Below are 14,951 nucleotides of genomic sequence, written 5' to 3'. Positions count from 1 at the left end.
AACCACCTCTTTAATATTCTCTTTAATACTATGATGGGTTTGTACATTTTAGTACATTAGGCTCATAAGGTCGCTTAAATTTAAATCAGAATGAAGTGCATAATTAATAGCAAGTGCAATCAGTTCAGAGGCTCTGTTTATCAGCAAATCTATTTCTTTAGGTGTAACTACCATTTGTCTGCCGTTGGGATTTACCATACTTTTTAATTGTTCCGAAAATCTTACATCTTCCGTATCAAACAAATCAAGTGCTAAGGTTGATGCATCAACTACCGTTGGCACACCTATACCTATAACCGGAATACCTAAAGTTTCTTGTGATAATTTTGTTCTGTTGTTGCCAACACCTGCACCGGGAGAAATTCCCGTATCACTAATTTGAATTGTACAGCCAAGTCTTGAAAGTCGTCTTGAAGCTAAAGCATCAATAGCAATAAGTGCATTTGGCTTTATCTTCTTAATTAGGCTATACAGATACTCACCTGTTTCAATACCTGTTTTTCCTGTTACACCGGTAGCAACTACTGCAACCGGTCTAAGTTTATCAAGACCTGTTGCCTTTGCAACTTCGCCTTTTATATGTCTGGTAGCTATAATCTTTGATGCTGATTTTGGGCCTAGTGCATCAGGAGTTATTTCTGTATTTCCTAAACCTGCAATCATTACCAGACCATTTACAGGTATAAGGTGCTTTATCTCCTGTGCAATAACTTCTAACTTTTCATCAGGTGTTTTGTAATTATCGGAAAGTGGTGGCATTTCTAAAGTTACATAAGTTCCTTTTTCTTTACCTAGTTTTGCACTTGCCTTATCACTTGTTATTTTTAGTCTGGAAACTTTAATATCTTCCTTTTCACTTTCTTCAAATTTCACACCTTTAATATCTTCACCAAAAAGTTCTCTTGCTTCTAAAGCAAGGTCTGTTCTTCGTTCCATAATATCCCCCCACATTCTGTAAATATCTTTTCCGAAAGTTAACAATTATATTCTTTACAGTACAAAAAGTATTTGATATAATGTGATTAAATACAAATATTATCGAAAGGACAGGTAAAATGAATAAATTTGCAAAAATTGTTTCTATTGCAAGTGCAATGTTAATTGTGTCTACTACCGGACTTAGTGTTAGTGCTGCAAAGGTTGACACAATAGAAAGTAAAAATTCAAGTGAAATTGCAATACCTTTTACAGGTGAAGGAACTACACTTGATGTTGATGAAACTTTACCTTCATCATATAGTTCAAAAGACTTAAATCTTGTAACACCAATCAGACAACAAGGCAATGCTCAAATCTGTTGGGCTTATGGTGGATTAAGTAGCCTTGAAACATTACTTATTAAAGATGGTGTAATAGATAATTCTTCTAACTCTTGGTACTCTGCTGCTCATGTTGATGCTTGGGGTACTCCAAGAAAAGACGGTACAGGTTGGCAGAGAGAATACTACAAAGGTGGTGGTTTCCCATACATTACAATGGGCTACCTAAGTAGCTGGAGTGGTGGTGTTTCTGAAAATGAATTTCCATACACAAGCCCACTAAGTCTTTTTGATATTAACAAAAAGTACAATATTAATGATGTTGTAACAGGCATTATGTATCTTGATTCTGAAGATAAAGACACTATCAAGAAGTCTATAAAAGATTACGGTGCAGTTACTACTCACTACAATGAATATTCAAAATTCTCTGCTGATGACACCCATTCATATTGTCCTGCTGAATCAAACTATATTTCAGGTCATTGCGTAAGTGTAGTAGGTTGGGATGATAACATCAGCAAAGAAAGTTTCACAGTAAATATTGACGGTAAAACATACACACCTAAGAAAGACGGTGCATGGTTATGCAGAAACAGTTGGGGTGACTACAACGACTTTGACGGTTACTTCTGGATTTCTTATGAAGACTATTACATATTCTCTGATGTATTTGGTCCATCATATGCTTTTACTGACTATATGAAAAACAATGTATCAAATACAATTCATCAGGTAGAAACATTTGGTGCTACTTATGAATTTGATTATCTTGATGAAGCATCAAAAGATACAACATACATTAATGTTCTAAATATTGATAACACAAATGAATATTTAAACAAAGTTATGTTTGAGTCAACAAGTGTTGGTGCTAACTACACACTATATTACATTCCTGTTGACAATGAAGGCACACCAAGTAGTGACAAGACAACTTGGAAAACACTTAAAACAGGTAAAGTACCATATAGTGGTTACTACACAGCTGATGTTGACCCTCTATATGTTAGCAAAGGCAAAATCGGTATTGGTGTTGAAATTGATACAACCGATACAAAAGCTATAAACGGTATCGGTGTTTCAGAATGGCTTGAAAATAAAGATGAAAGAATCTTTAATACTGAAGCTAAAAGAGGTCAAAGCTACATTTATACTGACAAAAATATCTTTCCTAACATTCCTAGTCTAAGCAAAAGCAAAGTAAATGATGTTATGGATTTTTACGAAGATGTTAATGATGACACAGAAGGTGGTAACTTTGTAATTAAGGGTATCACTTATAAAAGAGGAACACTTGCAGGGGATGCTAACCTAGATGGTGTAGTTAATATTGACGATGCAGTTTGTATTCAGAAAAGCACAATTCATAGCTACACACTTTCCAGTGAAGGTCAGATAAATGCTGACATTAATCAAGATGGTGTTGTAAATGTTAAAGATGTAACAGAAATTCAAAGATTACTTGCAAAAGTAACCGGCGATAATCAGTAATTTTTAATTTTCATTTTTAATTTTCATTTTTAATTTTCATTTTTAATTTTTATATTTTATCTAAAGCATAATTTAAGCCTCCATTTCGGAGGCTTATTTTATGTTGGTTAAGTGTAACCTTAATTTTCATCTTTAAACTTTATTTGTAGAATAATAAGAATATACTTTACAAATTAGGGTTTGTGGGGATGATTAAATATGAAAAGTGTAAACTATGTCCTTGTATAAAATGTAAATTTTGTGGTTGCACAATTCATATTACAACGATATTTCGGAGCATAAACAGTACCGATTTTTATATCATATTATGGCTCACAGTCGTAGGGGCGAACATTGTTCGCCCGTTTAATAGTAAAATGTTTTATGTAACTTCGTCCTATGTAGAAACTAAAAATTATAACTTACCATATAGGGCAAAGTACCTATATAAAGGCTAGTTTGTAACGGGACATCAATGATGTCCCCTACACCTGTTAGCCATACTTTTGTGATAATATAAGGTATGATAATTTTGCAAATTTTTCTTTATACTCAACTAAATTTATAACAAATTCACCTTTATCCACAATCAAGATTAAAAAGTCAAACCCAAATTTTCCTTAGGTATCTATCCATATAGATACAAACTTAAAATGTAATCTATCAACATAAAACAAAAGCCACAAGGATTCTTGTGGCTTTCGTTTTTGGAAGTTTTGGTTTATGTAAAATTTTACTTATTATTAATTTTCAATATTTCTAATTATTGCATTACCTTTTATACTTTATTTGTATTATAAAACCTATTATAACGCTTATTTTTCATTTACTGTTTTTTCATTTGTCTTAGGAATAATAGGATTGAAATAACTATTGATGCAACGGTATAAAGGGCAATCCACAAAATATCTGTTGAAACATCAGAACAATTGCCGTTAAGAATTGCTTTCTCAAGGTTAACCATATGTACGAAAGGTAGAGCATTTGCAATCTTCTCAAAAGCACCACCAACAGTACTAATATCAAACCAAATACCTGCAAACCAACCTGTTAAGTTAGTGATTAATGCACCACAGATACCACCCACTTGCTTTACATTAAAAATGCTACCACATAAAAGACCTAGACAAATAAAGAATAGTGAAATTGGGATAATAGCAAGTAAAGCATACAGAATGGTAACTGTTATTTTTAGTCCTAAAATTACGGCTACAATATAGCACACAATACTTTGAGCAATTGCAATAGGAAGTATAGGCAAAATGTAGCCAAATATAAAGTCCATTGCAGTAAGTGGAGTTGTGTATAGTCTTTGCAGTAATGCACTTTCTCTGTCTTTAGCAACAAGTGTTGCAGAGAATAGAGTCATAAAGGACAAACCAAAAACAGTTATACCCGGAGTTAGCTTATCCAGTTCAAACATTTTTACCGGAATATTAGCTTGAATAGCTGATAGTAAAAGTAGAAGTGCTACCGGAAAACCAAGACCAAATGCTAAGTTAAGTGGGTCACGCAAAATTTCTTTTGCAGTTCTATTAGAAAAAGTCAACATTCTCATTTTGATACCCCCTTAACAATTTGAATAAATGCATCCTCGAATTTATCTTCATTAGTTTGTTTCTTTAGTTCATCAACTGTGCCAAGTGCAAGTAACTTGCCACCTTTCATAACTGCAATATGGTCAGAAAGAGCCTCAGCCTCTTCCATATAGTGAGTAGTTAGGATAATTGTAATTTTTCCCTTTAACTGACGAATATTGTCCCATAGTTCACTTCTTGCAATAACATCAAGTCCAAGTGTGGGTTCATCAAGGAAAAGAATTTTAGGTTCGCTGATAAGTGCCATTGCAATGCTTAATCTTCTTTGCCAACCACCTGAAAGTTTACCTGCTTTCTTGTTTAAAATACTGTTTAAATCAAACTGCTCAGCAAGTTCATTTACCTTTGCAACTTTCTTTTCTTTAGAAAAATTATGTACACCACACATTAATTCTAAGTTTTCTTTAACTGTTAAGTTAGGTGCAACTGCAGTTTCTTGTGGTGACACACCAATAATATTCTTTACCTTCTTAGGTGCAGTAACAATACTTTCACCACCAAGAAAAGCATCCCCTGAATTAGGCTTTGTTAGGCAAGAAAGCATTTTGATTGTTGTTGTTTTACCTGCACCGTTTACACCTAGTAAAGAAAAAAGCTCTCCCTCTTTTACAGTTAAATTCAAATGGTCAACTGCCACAAGGTCTTTGTACTTTTTTGTTAAATTGTCAATTTTAATTGCGTCCATTGTTCTCTCCTTAAAATATAAAAAACCGACAAACTATAAATATAAAATCAAATATATTTATTAGTTCATCGGCTCTGCGTCTTAGCGTCTGGCTCTTTGATGACATTAAGTTTTAAATTTTCAATGCTAACCAAAGTTTCATTTTTACATTTTGGACAGTAAAGAGGAAAATTCTTTATAACTGTATCTTCCCTTACCTTTTCCCTAGTTTTGTTATTACAAATTGGGCAATATACCCACTGCACTTTCATACCATCACCTTAGTTTTCCTTATCCTTTGTAAACTGATGTTTCAGTCCTAAATACATATCACTTATTAGGTCACTAATATAATCAAGTTCAAAGTCACAATATGATGTTGCCATCATTGTTGCAATACCATGAACATATATCCACATTTCAAGGTGAAATTTATATGCCTGTTCTTCTGTTAATCCTATAGCATTTTGCAGAATTTTTACTACTGCCTCAGTTTCTGCTGTATCATTCTTTTCTTCATTAGTACGGTCACGCATAAATACAAGTTTAAAAAGTTCTTTTTCTTCTTTAGCAAAACGAATATAACCCATACCACTTGCCTTATATGGTGGGTACTTACCACTTGTCATTTCTTCTTGCAAATACTTGTAATAAAGATTTGCAGCACTTAGTATAACCTCTGTCTGTACTTCTTCCATATTTTTAAAAAGTCCAAAAATAGGCTTAACAGAACAACCAAGTTCATTGGCTAATGCCCTTGCAGTAAGTCCTTGTATTCCATTTTTCCTTGTTACATCCAGAGCAGAAGAAATAATCTCTTCCCTAGTAAACTTGAATTTTGGTGGCATTATATTTCTCCTTTTAGGTAACACTTGTTGCGTAACCTATGTTTCTTATTATACACACATAATATATTTTGTCAATTCCTTTTATAAATTTTATTTATTCAATTTTTTATGTGGGTAAAGGTAATCTAGTTCTGCAAATTAGGGTTTGTCTTTTTAATTTTGATTGTGAGTTAAGGTGAATTTGTTTTAAATTTAGTTGAGTATAAAGGAAAATTTGCAAAATTATCATACCTTATATTATCACAAAAGTATGGCTAACAGGTGGTCTTTCAACAAAAGTTTTTTTACAAAAAACTTTTGCATAAGTTCACATTAGCAAATCAAACTTCGCCTATGGCTCGTTTTCTTTGATGTTCACTTAATTGATGTCCCGTTACAAACTAGCCTTTATATAGGTACTTTGCCCTATATGGTAAGTTATAATTTTTAGTTTCTACATAGGACTAAGTTACATAAAACATTTTACTATTAAACGGGCGAACAATGTTCGCCCCTACGACTGTGAGCCAAAATATGATATAAAATATGGTACAGTTTATGCTACAAAATAATGTTGTATTATGAATTGTGCAACCACATAGTTTACAGTTTATACAAGGACATAGTTTACACTTTTCATATTTAATCATCCCCACAAACCCAATTTTGTTATAGTGATTTATGATTACTTATATTTTTGGTTATACAAAAGGCAAAAGCAGACCCATTATTGAGTCTGCCTTATTATAGGTAATATAATTTTTTAAAATTAAAAATTTCTAAATTTTAATATCCTTAAGATAACAACTTAACAAATTTAAGTCAATCAAAATTACATTGAATCAGGACAAGAGATGTTGAACATTGTTAGGACATTCTTAATAACTGTCTTAACTGCAACACAAAGAGCAAGTCTTGCCTGAGTTAGCTTTTCGTCATCACCCTTAACTCTACAAGCATTGTAGAACTTATGGAACAATGTTGCAAGAGTTGTAACATAACGAGTAATCTTTGTTGGGTCATAGTCCTTAGCAGCAGAGATAATCTCATCTTCAAATGATGCTAGGTGACTGATAATATCAATTTCTTCAGGAGCAGTTAGCACATCAAGGTCACTTTCTGAACAATCCTTTGGTGTGATACCATCCTTTTCAAGAGCCTTTAGAATTGAGCAAATTCTGGCATGAGCATACTGAACATAATAAACAGGGTTTTGGTTATCTTCTTTAACTGCAAGGTCAAGGTCAAAGTCCATCTGACTGTTAGCTTCTCTTGTGTTAAATAAAAATCTTGCTGAGTCAACAGGTACTTCTTCAAGCAGGTCGGCAAGTTGGATAGCCTTACCTGTTCTCTTACTCATCTTTACAAGTTCACCGTTACGAACCAGCTTAACAAGTTGCATTAGAAGAACATTTAGCTTGTCACCATCATAACCGATAGCATCCATAGCACCCTTCATTCTCATAACATGACCATGGTGGTCAGCACCCCATACATCAATAAGTGTTGTGAATCCTCTGTCAAACTTATTCTTGTGATAAGCAATATCGGCAGTAAAGTATGTTGGATTACCGTTTTGACGAATTAGAACATCATCCTTTAGTTCCAACTTATCAATATAGTCCTGCTTTTTACCTTCTGCAAGAAGTTTCTTTGTAACAACTTCTTTGTTCTTGTACCAAACAGCACCTTCTTTTTCGTATGTTAAACCTTTCTTTGTAAGAATGTCAACAACTTCTTTAACTGCACCACTATTGTGAAGTTCACTTTCAAAGAACCACTTATCATAAGTGATTTTGTACTTTGCCATATCACTTTGCATTTTCTTAATATTTCTTGGTAGTGCAAAGTCAACAAGTGCTTTCTTTCTCTCTTCTGATGAAACATTTAGTAGCTTGTCACCGTTTTCATCATTGTATAGATTAGCAAGGTCTGTAATATCTCCACCTTGATAACCGTCTTCCGGAAATGGTACTGTTTCATCATAAATCTGTAAATATCTTGCTTCCAAAGAACAAGCAAACTTTTCAATCTGATTACCGGCATCATTTACATAGAATTCTCTCCACACATTGTAACCGGCTTTATCAAGAACAGATGCTAGGCAGTCACCTAAAGCACCACCTCTTGCATTACCCATATGCATAGGACCTGTAGGGTTAGCAGAAACAAATTCTACCATTACCTTTTCACCTTGACCGTAATTACTCTGACCAAAGTTTTCTTTTTCTTCTTCAACTTCCTTTAGCACCTTACTGTAGTAGCTTTGTGATAGGAAGAAGTTAATGAAACCCGGACCTGCAGTTTCAAACTTAGTAAATAGAGTATCCTCTAAATCAATATTTTCTGTAATAGCTTGAGCAATTTTGAATGGTGGCATTCTAAAAGTTTTTGCTGAAACTAATGCACAGTTTGTTGCTAAGTCACCGTTAGACTTATCGGCAGGTTTTTCAATAATAAATTCCGGAATATCACCCTCAGGTAATGTACCGTTCTGTATAGCTTTATTAATAGCAGATGTAATAACATCTTTCATTTGTTGTTTTGCAAGTGTAGCAGTTTTTGACATATCAATTTTCCTTTACTGTAAGAATAAAACGGTTGTAGCTGACAGTTTCACCATTTAAGTCAAGGCTATAAGCAACATCAAGCTTACCACCGTTATCTGTTAAATTATTGTGTAGCTTTGTACATAAGACACTAAACATTAAGTCACCCATTTTTGTTCTGTAATGGCAATTATGTACCTTGTCTTTTTCTAAGAAAAGTCTTGTTGTGTGGTCACCTTCTCTAAGAATAGAGAGTTTACTGTCATTTACAATTTTAATGGTGTTTAGCGAATAGTCACCTTCAAGCTGACTATCTTCAGAATACTCTTTATATTTTACAATTCTTATGCCATTTTCCTCATAGTATTCACCCGGTGCAGTAAAAGTCATTTCGTCCTTTTCTTGCAGGTTACTTTGAGAAGCATAGAATGTTATCAAATACTTTTTACTCATTAATATTCCTCTATATTTATCTGTTTTACATAGTGGTCAATATTTTGTCCTAAGAAAATTTCAGCAACCTTTTCAAAGTTATCAGGAGTGTCGCTAACATAAAATTCATTTTTGCCTACTTGGTCATCCGGTGCAAGTAAGTTTTCTCTCTTAAGAACTTTCTTTGCATAATAAGCAGTTTCCATACCACTATCTATTAGTGAAACACTATCCCCCATAACTTCGGCAATAACATCACGCAAAATTGGGTAATGAGTACAACCTAGGATTAACGTATCAACATTGTTTTCTTTTAATGATGCAAGGTATCTTTCTACTGTAAGGTGTACAATAGGATCATTTTTATCAATGAAACCATTTTCAACAAGTGGAACAAATAGAGGACAGTCCTGTTCAAAAACCTTGATTTCCGGATCTTCCTCAGTCAGTCTTTTTTTGTAGCTATGGCTACCGATTGTGGCACTTGTACCGATAACACCAACTCTTTTATTTTTAGTTGTGCGTACAGCAGTATATACAGTAGGGTTTACAACACCGGTATATGGGTAACCCTGAGCTCTCAACAAGTCACCGGCTACTGAAGAAACTGTACCACAAGCAGCAATAACCATTTTTACATTGTGTTGTAATAAAAAGTTTGCATCTTGTAAAGCATATTTTTTTATAGTGTCATTACTTCTTGAACCATATGGAACTCTACCTGTATCGCCAAAATAAACAATATTCTCATTTGGCAAAACCTTTATTAACTGCTTAACGGCAGTCAGTCCACCTAGTCCGGAATCAAATACACCAATAGCTCTTTTATCCATTGTAATCTCCTATCAGACTAAAATTCTATAATTTTGTCTTATATATAACATACATATTCATTTTATCATAGAAAGAAGTAACTTTCAAGGGTAAGTCAAGGGAAAAACCTTTGACAATCTGTGTTGTAAATAGATATGACCCATTTTAGGGTAAAAATAAAATACGATTTAATATTTCGCTTGTTTTACTGAATTTTGATTATGAATATTAATTAATGAATGGATTTCAATTCTAACTTTTCACTCAATAACTGCATTGGACTCTTATAATCAAGTGTTCTCATTGTTTTGTTATTACTCCATTCCAAATGTCCTTTTAATTTTGTGTTTAATTCTTCAATATTTCTGAATGTTTCCCAATCATAGAAATATTTTGGTCGTTTCTATGACTTCTTTCTACCTTTCCGTTGTGCCAAGGTGTTCGTGGTGGTATTAATTTATGATTTATACCTAGTTTGTTTAATTCTATTTCAAAAGGACTTTTCACTTCACTGCTCTGATATTTATATGTGAATTCTCTTCCGTTATCTGTTTGAATAGTCTGTATTTTAAACGGAAATTCTTTCAATAACATTTTCAAGAATTTGGTTGAGTTTTCAGGTGTGTGTTCTTCAAACCCATATACAAATCTCATCCTTGTACATTCATCTATTGCAGTCCATTGATAAAAATGCTTTCCGTCCCTTAAAGCCTTACCTCTTAAGCAATTATATGGCACTTCTTTTACATCTATCTGCACCTTTTCTCCAGGTATTAACAGTTCCGGATATCTTCTATGCTTACGGCTCTTTTTCTTTGTCTTTTTATATTTTACTAAGCCCATTCTTTTAGCTGCATATATCATTCCTGAGTAGCTTCTTGTATATCCTTTTCTCTTTAAATCACTGTATACTCCATCCCATCCATATCTTTCATAGCACTTTTTGAAAGAATTTCTAATTTGTCTTTCTTCTCTTTTTGTGTGCCTGTTAGGATGACTATGTGGTCTGTGTGATTTAGGCAATAGCGATTGCCAGGTACCGTCATATTGTTTACACCATCTCTTTACGCTTGAAAGACTTACACCGTACATTCTACTTGCTTTGCTTTTTCCTTTTTTTAGTGCGTATTTTACTATGGCTTGCTTTTTCTTTGCTTCTTGTGTTATCATATTCATGAGGAATACTTCTTTCTTAGGTTAATGTTTTTTTAGCGATTCCATTATACCATATTTTGAAGTTACTCCTCTTTTTTATTGGGTCATATCATTTTAACACATACAAAGTCAAGGGAAAAACCTTTGACAAATTCTTATATTCAAGGTATAATTGAAAGACAAGATTGAAAGGATGAATTACCTTGGCAGATAATATTTTAAACAAAGCATTTAGTGCTATTACAGATAAAGTAGAAAAGGCATTGTCACAACAAGGCTTTACACAACAGAATGTAGCCTCTGATGACGGTGAAAAGGTTGCTATGTTTACAAATGGCAGTCTTATTTATTCAGTTATTTATACAGAGAAGGACAACCACCTTGTACTTCGTTCTTGTGGTATGACAGATGAAGGTCCTGATAATGACTGGAAGAATATGGCTACATGGCTATTTGACCCTGAAAGTGACACAATGTCAGATGCTGAGTCTATCGGTAAAGACTTTGCAGAAATGCTTGGTGACAAAACTCAACTAAAGAAAGTACAACAAGCTAAGAAAAAAAAGAAGAAAAACAAAGATGAAGGTAGTGCTGACCCTGAATTCCTAGCAAAGAGATTTGTAACATTCTTCCCTGAGCTAAAGGATGAAATTAAGGAAGAAGCTGACAACTACTACCCATTTAGAGGTGTTACTTTTACTAAGGAACACATTGTTCCAAGAGTAAAGGAATATATGAAAAACCCTAGTAAGAAGCAAGTTGAAAAGTTAGCTCAGCTACTTAACCGTCAGTACAACAACGGTGATGCCGATACTCGTTCAATCGTTAATATTGTTATTATTAACTCACTAACTGATGAACAGTATGACAAACTTTACGAACACTTTGATGAGGATATGCAGAAGTATTCTAAGGGTGGCAGAAAGTATATTGGCAAAACTGTTAAACCTGAAAAGGTTAAGAAGAAGAAAACTTCTCGTTTTGCAGAGACACTACAAAATCAGCAATAATCAGTAATATTTGATAACAATATTTTTTCATATCAATAACTCCAAAAAACCTATCACAAATTTTGTGATAGGTTTTTTATTCCTTATGTAAGTATAATTTTTTATAGAGTTACAAATTACTTTTTATTTTTGATTGTAATTATAGATAAGTTTGTAAATTAGGGTTTGTGGGGATGTTGTAAATTATAAAATATGTAAACTATGTGGTTGTACAATTTATATTATAACGATATTTTGTAACATAAACAGTATCAATTTTTATATCATATTATGGCTCACAGTCGTAGGGGCGAACACTGTTCGCCCGTTAAAAAGTGTGATGTATATGGGATTTTTGTCCTGTTTGCAGACTATAAATTTATAATATCTACATAGGACATAATACCTTTATTTAGGATAGTTTGTAACGGTCCAACACTGTTGGACCCTACATCTGTAAGCCAAACTATTATTATAGTAATAGGTATGATATTTTTACAAATTTTCCTTTATATTAAAAAATATACTTTTCTCTATCCACAATAAAGATTAAAAAACAAATTAACCTTAACCCACAATCAAAATTAAAAAGACAAACCTTAATTTATCCAACCAACCTTGAGGCAAAATAAGAATTGAAAAAACCTAATATGCAGAACAGAAAACTACTAACTGAAAAAATAAATACAAAAGCAAAAAAGGGACTCATATGAGTCCCTTAAAAATGCAAGTTAAGACTAAATTACTTTAGTTCTACTTCTGCGCCAGCTTCTTCTAGCTTTGTCTTCATAGCTTCAGCATCGTCCTTAGAAACAGCTTCCTTAACTGTCTTAGGTGCGCCATCAACAACAGCCTTAGCTTCCTTTAGGCCTAGACCTGTGATTTCACGAACAGCCTTGATAACGTTGATCTTGCTTGAACCAGCAGACTTAAGAACAACATCAAATTCTGTCTTTTCTTCAGCAGCAGCTTCGCCAGCACCAGGAGCAGCAACTGCAACAGCAGCAGCAGCTGATACACCAAATTCATCTTCTACAGCGTGAACTAGATCAGATAGTTCAAGAACTGTAAGAGTCTTTAATTCTTCAATAATAGCAGTAATCTTTTCACTAGCCATTTTAATATACCTCCGAAATTTTAAGTTATAGTTATAATTTAAGTTAATTTTGCAGATAAATTATTCTGCAGCTTCTTCTGCTGGAGCTTCTTCAGCATCAGCATTTTCTTTGTCAGCAAGGCAAGCTTCAACGCCACCCTTGTCAACGATAGCCTGGACACCTCTTGCGAATGATGCAATAGGAGCCTGGAATGCACCAAGAACATTTGCAAGTAGAACTTCTCTTGTAGGTAGTTTTGCTAGGGCATTAATCTTGTCCATATCAATAACTTCACCATCAAGGAAACCACTCTTAATTGCAAAAGTATCAATATCCTTAGCATACTTGCTAAGAACTCTTGCAGCACCAGTGTAATCTGTTTCACTTGTAGCAATAGCTGTTGTACCTTCTAGTACATCTTCTAGACCGGCTAGACCAGCTTCTTCACAAGCTCTACCTAGCATTGTATTCTTAACAACTGTGTACTTAACATCACATTCACGAAGTTCTTTTCTAAGAGCTGTATCATCAGCAACGCTGATACCTTCGTAGTTAACAACAATACCAGAAACAGAAGCTTTTAGTCTTTCAGCAAGTTCAGCTACTAAAGCTTTCTTAGCTTCTAAAACCTTTTCACTTGGCAATTCTGTCACCTCCGTATGAATTTTTATACGCAGTTCAAAAGAAAACCTCTCCCAGTTTCCGAGGAGAGGCATAAATTACATAGTAATAATTCTCTTCCTCGGTAGGCGATAAACTTACGCATTTCTGCACCTACTGTCTTTAGAACAGCGAAATATATATATTAACTTTCGTTAATAACAAATAAATTAGTTGCCGTACTTTGAAGTAGCAAGCTTAACACCAGGACCCATTGTTGATGTAACAGCAACAGACTTGATGTACTGACCCTTAGCAGCAGCAGGCTTAGCCTTAACAACTGCATCCATAAGAGTTTCTAGGTTTTCAGATAGCTTATCTGTACCAAAGCTCTTCTTACCGATTGGGCAGTGGATAATGTTTGTCTTATCTAGACGATATTCAATCTTACCAGCCTTAGCTTCCTTGATTGCCTTAGCAATGTCAGGAGTAACTGTACCGGCCTTTGGGTTTGGCATTAAGCCACGAGGACCTAGGATTCTACCTAGACGACCAACTAGACCCATACAATCAGGTGTAGTAACAAGAACATCGAAATCCATCCAATTTTCCTGCTGGATCTTCTGTGTCATATCTTCTGCACCAACAAAGTCTGCACCTGCATCCTTAGCTAGCTGTTCGTTTTCACCCTTACAGATAGCAAGAACTCTAACGTCCTTACCTGTACCGTTTGGAAGAACAACTGCACCACGAACCTGCTGATCAGCGTGACGAGAGTCAACACCTAGTCTAACATGAAGTTCGATTGTTTCGTCAAACTTTGCTTTTGCAGTCTGTAAACAAAGGTCAAGAGCTTCCTTTGTATCATATTGTTTATTTTTGTCGATAAGCTTTGCGCTATCAACATAATTCTTACCGTGTTTCATTTAAATCCTCCATCATTAGGTGGTCAAACGGATATTCCTCCCACCCGGAATAAATTATTCTTCTACTGTAACGCCCATGCTTCTGCAAGTACCTTCGATCATGCTCATAGCAGTTTCGATTGTTGCAGCGTTAAGGTCAGGCATCTTCTGTTCAGCGATTGCCTTAACCTGTTCTTTCTTAATTGTACCAACCTTCTTCTTGTTAGGTTCGCCTGAACCACTGTTTAGATTGATAGCCTTCTTAATAAGAACAGCAGCTGGTGGAGTTTTTGTTACGAATGTAAAGCTGTGGTCTGCATATACTGTAATAACTACAGGGATGATTAGACCAGCATCCTTCTGAGTTCTTTCGTTAAATTCCTTTGTAAATGCTACGATGTTAACACCGTGCTGACCTAGAGCAGGACCAACTGGTGGAGCCGGTGTAGCTTTGCCGGCAGGAATCTGAAGCTTAATGTAGCCGATTACCTTCTGTGCCATAATAAATTTCCTCCTAATTCGTGGTTTATAGTGGGCTTTAGCCCTCCCACTGGGGACACAAAATCCCTCTTATATAAAAAGTAGATTAC

The 14,951-nt window shown here is 34.4% G+C and carries 15 protein-coding genes and 1 other annotated feature; of the genes, 2 read left to right on the top strand and 13 right to left on the bottom strand.

Annotated features, from left to right (window positions below; translation table 11 throughout):
- Positions 1-48: 48 nt before the first annotated feature.
- Entirely contained in the window at positions 49-936 is an 888-nt protein-coding gene (gpr, locus tag E5Z56_RS07215) for a GPR endopeptidase (protein ID WP_138157208.1), read from the bottom strand.
- A gap of 119 nt (positions 937-1,055) precedes the next feature.
- Between gpr and E5Z56_RS07210 the strand changes: the two genes are divergently transcribed.
- Positions 1,056-2,753, top strand: coding sequence for a lectin like domain-containing protein (locus E5Z56_RS07210; protein ID WP_138157207.1), 1,698 nt, complete (start codon positions 1,056-1,058; stop codon positions 2,751-2,753).
- A gap of 805 nt (positions 2,754-3,558) precedes the next feature.
- On the opposite strand, the gene E5Z56_RS07205 is transcribed toward E5Z56_RS07210, so the two are convergent.
- From E5Z56_RS07205 to E5Z56_RS07170, 8 genes are all read right to left on the bottom strand, one after another.
- Positions 3,559-4,290 (bottom strand): ABC transporter permease, encoded by a 732-nt coding sequence (locus tag E5Z56_RS07205; protein WP_138157206.1) that lies wholly within the window; start codon positions 4,288-4,290, stop codon positions 3,559-3,561.
- Positions 4,287-5,015: an ABC transporter ATP-binding protein gene (locus E5Z56_RS07200; RefSeq protein ID WP_138157205.1), complete on the bottom strand. Its 729-nt coding sequence runs from the start codon at positions 5,013-5,015 to the stop codon at positions 4,287-4,289. The genes E5Z56_RS07205 and E5Z56_RS07200 overlap by 4 nt, the downstream gene beginning before the upstream one ends.
- A gap of 65 nt (positions 5,016-5,080) precedes the next feature.
- Positions 5,081-5,266, bottom strand: coding sequence for a cysteine-rich KTR domain-containing protein (locus E5Z56_RS07195; protein ID WP_138157204.1), 186 nt, complete (start codon positions 5,264-5,266; stop codon positions 5,081-5,083).
- A gap of 9 nt (positions 5,267-5,275) precedes the next feature.
- Complete coding sequence (locus E5Z56_RS07190) at positions 5,276-5,842, bottom strand: TetR/AcrR family transcriptional regulator (protein WP_138157203.1); 567 nt, start codon at positions 5,840-5,842, stop codon at positions 5,276-5,278.
- Positions 5,843-6,653: 811 nt separating this feature from the next.
- Positions 6,654-8,390 (bottom strand): arginine--tRNA ligase, encoded by a 1,737-nt coding sequence (gene argS, locus E5Z56_RS07185; protein ID WP_138157202.1) that lies wholly within the window; start codon positions 8,388-8,390, stop codon positions 6,654-6,656.
- A gap of 1 nt (position 8,391) precedes the next feature.
- Positions 8,392-8,823: a DUF1934 domain-containing protein gene (locus E5Z56_RS07180; RefSeq protein WP_022505346.1), complete on the bottom strand. Its 432-nt coding sequence runs from the start codon at positions 8,821-8,823 to the stop codon at positions 8,392-8,394.
- On the bottom strand, positions 8,823-9,635 hold the full coding sequence (gene murI / locus E5Z56_RS07175; protein WP_138157201.1) for a glutamate racemase: 813 nt from the start codon (positions 9,633-9,635) through the stop codon (positions 8,823-8,825). The genes E5Z56_RS07180 and murI overlap by 1 nt, the downstream gene beginning before the upstream one ends.
- A 328-nt stretch (positions 9,636-9,963) precedes the next feature.
- Positions 9,964-10,785 carry a DDE-type integrase/transposase/recombinase gene (locus E5Z56_RS07170; protein ID WP_175405411.1) on the bottom strand — a complete coding sequence of 274 codons (822 nt, stop codon included), beginning with the start codon at positions 10,783-10,785 and terminating at the stop codon, positions 9,964-9,966.
- A gap of 188 nt (positions 10,786-10,973) precedes the next feature.
- Between E5Z56_RS07170 and E5Z56_RS07165 the strand changes: the two genes are divergently transcribed.
- Positions 10,974-11,780, top strand: a complete 807-nt coding sequence (locus tag E5Z56_RS07165; protein ID WP_138157199.1) for a DUF7674 family protein — start codon at positions 10,974-10,976, stop codon at positions 11,778-11,780.
- Between the two features lie 721 nt (positions 11,781-12,501).
- Here E5Z56_RS07165 and rplL read toward each other — a convergent pair.
- The 4 genes from rplL to rplK form a co-directional block, all read right to left on the bottom strand.
- Positions 12,502-12,876 carry a 50S ribosomal protein L7/L12 gene (gene rplL / locus E5Z56_RS07160; RefSeq protein WP_138157198.1) on the bottom strand — a complete coding sequence of 125 codons (375 nt, stop codon included), beginning with the start codon at positions 12,874-12,876 and terminating at the stop codon, positions 12,502-12,504.
- A gap of 60 nt (positions 12,877-12,936) precedes the next feature.
- Entirely contained in the window at positions 12,937-13,509 is a 573-nt protein-coding gene (gene rplJ / locus E5Z56_RS07155; protein ID WP_232842414.1) for a 50S ribosomal protein L10, read from the bottom strand.
- Positions 13,510-13,530: 21 nt separating this feature from the next.
- Positions 13,531-13,661 (bottom strand) — a sequence feature (ribosomal protein L10 leader region).
- A gap of 25 nt (positions 13,662-13,686) precedes the next feature.
- Entirely contained in the window at positions 13,687-14,382 is a 696-nt protein-coding gene (rplA, locus tag E5Z56_RS07150; RefSeq protein WP_138157196.1) for a 50S ribosomal protein L1, read from the bottom strand.
- A gap of 54 nt (positions 14,383-14,436) precedes the next feature.
- Positions 14,437-14,862 carry a 50S ribosomal protein L11 gene (gene rplK / locus E5Z56_RS07145; RefSeq protein WP_022505352.1) on the bottom strand — a complete coding sequence of 142 codons (426 nt, stop codon included), beginning with the start codon at positions 14,860-14,862 and terminating at the stop codon, positions 14,437-14,439.
- Between the last annotated feature and the right edge of the window lie 89 nt (positions 14,863-14,951).

The organism is Ruminococcus bovis, assembly GCF_005601135.1.
GTDB classification, from domain to species: Bacteria; Bacillota; Clostridia; order Oscillospirales; family Acutalibacteraceae; genus Ruminococcoides; species Ruminococcoides bovis.
This window is presented reverse-complemented; position numbering and strand designations above follow the sequence as displayed.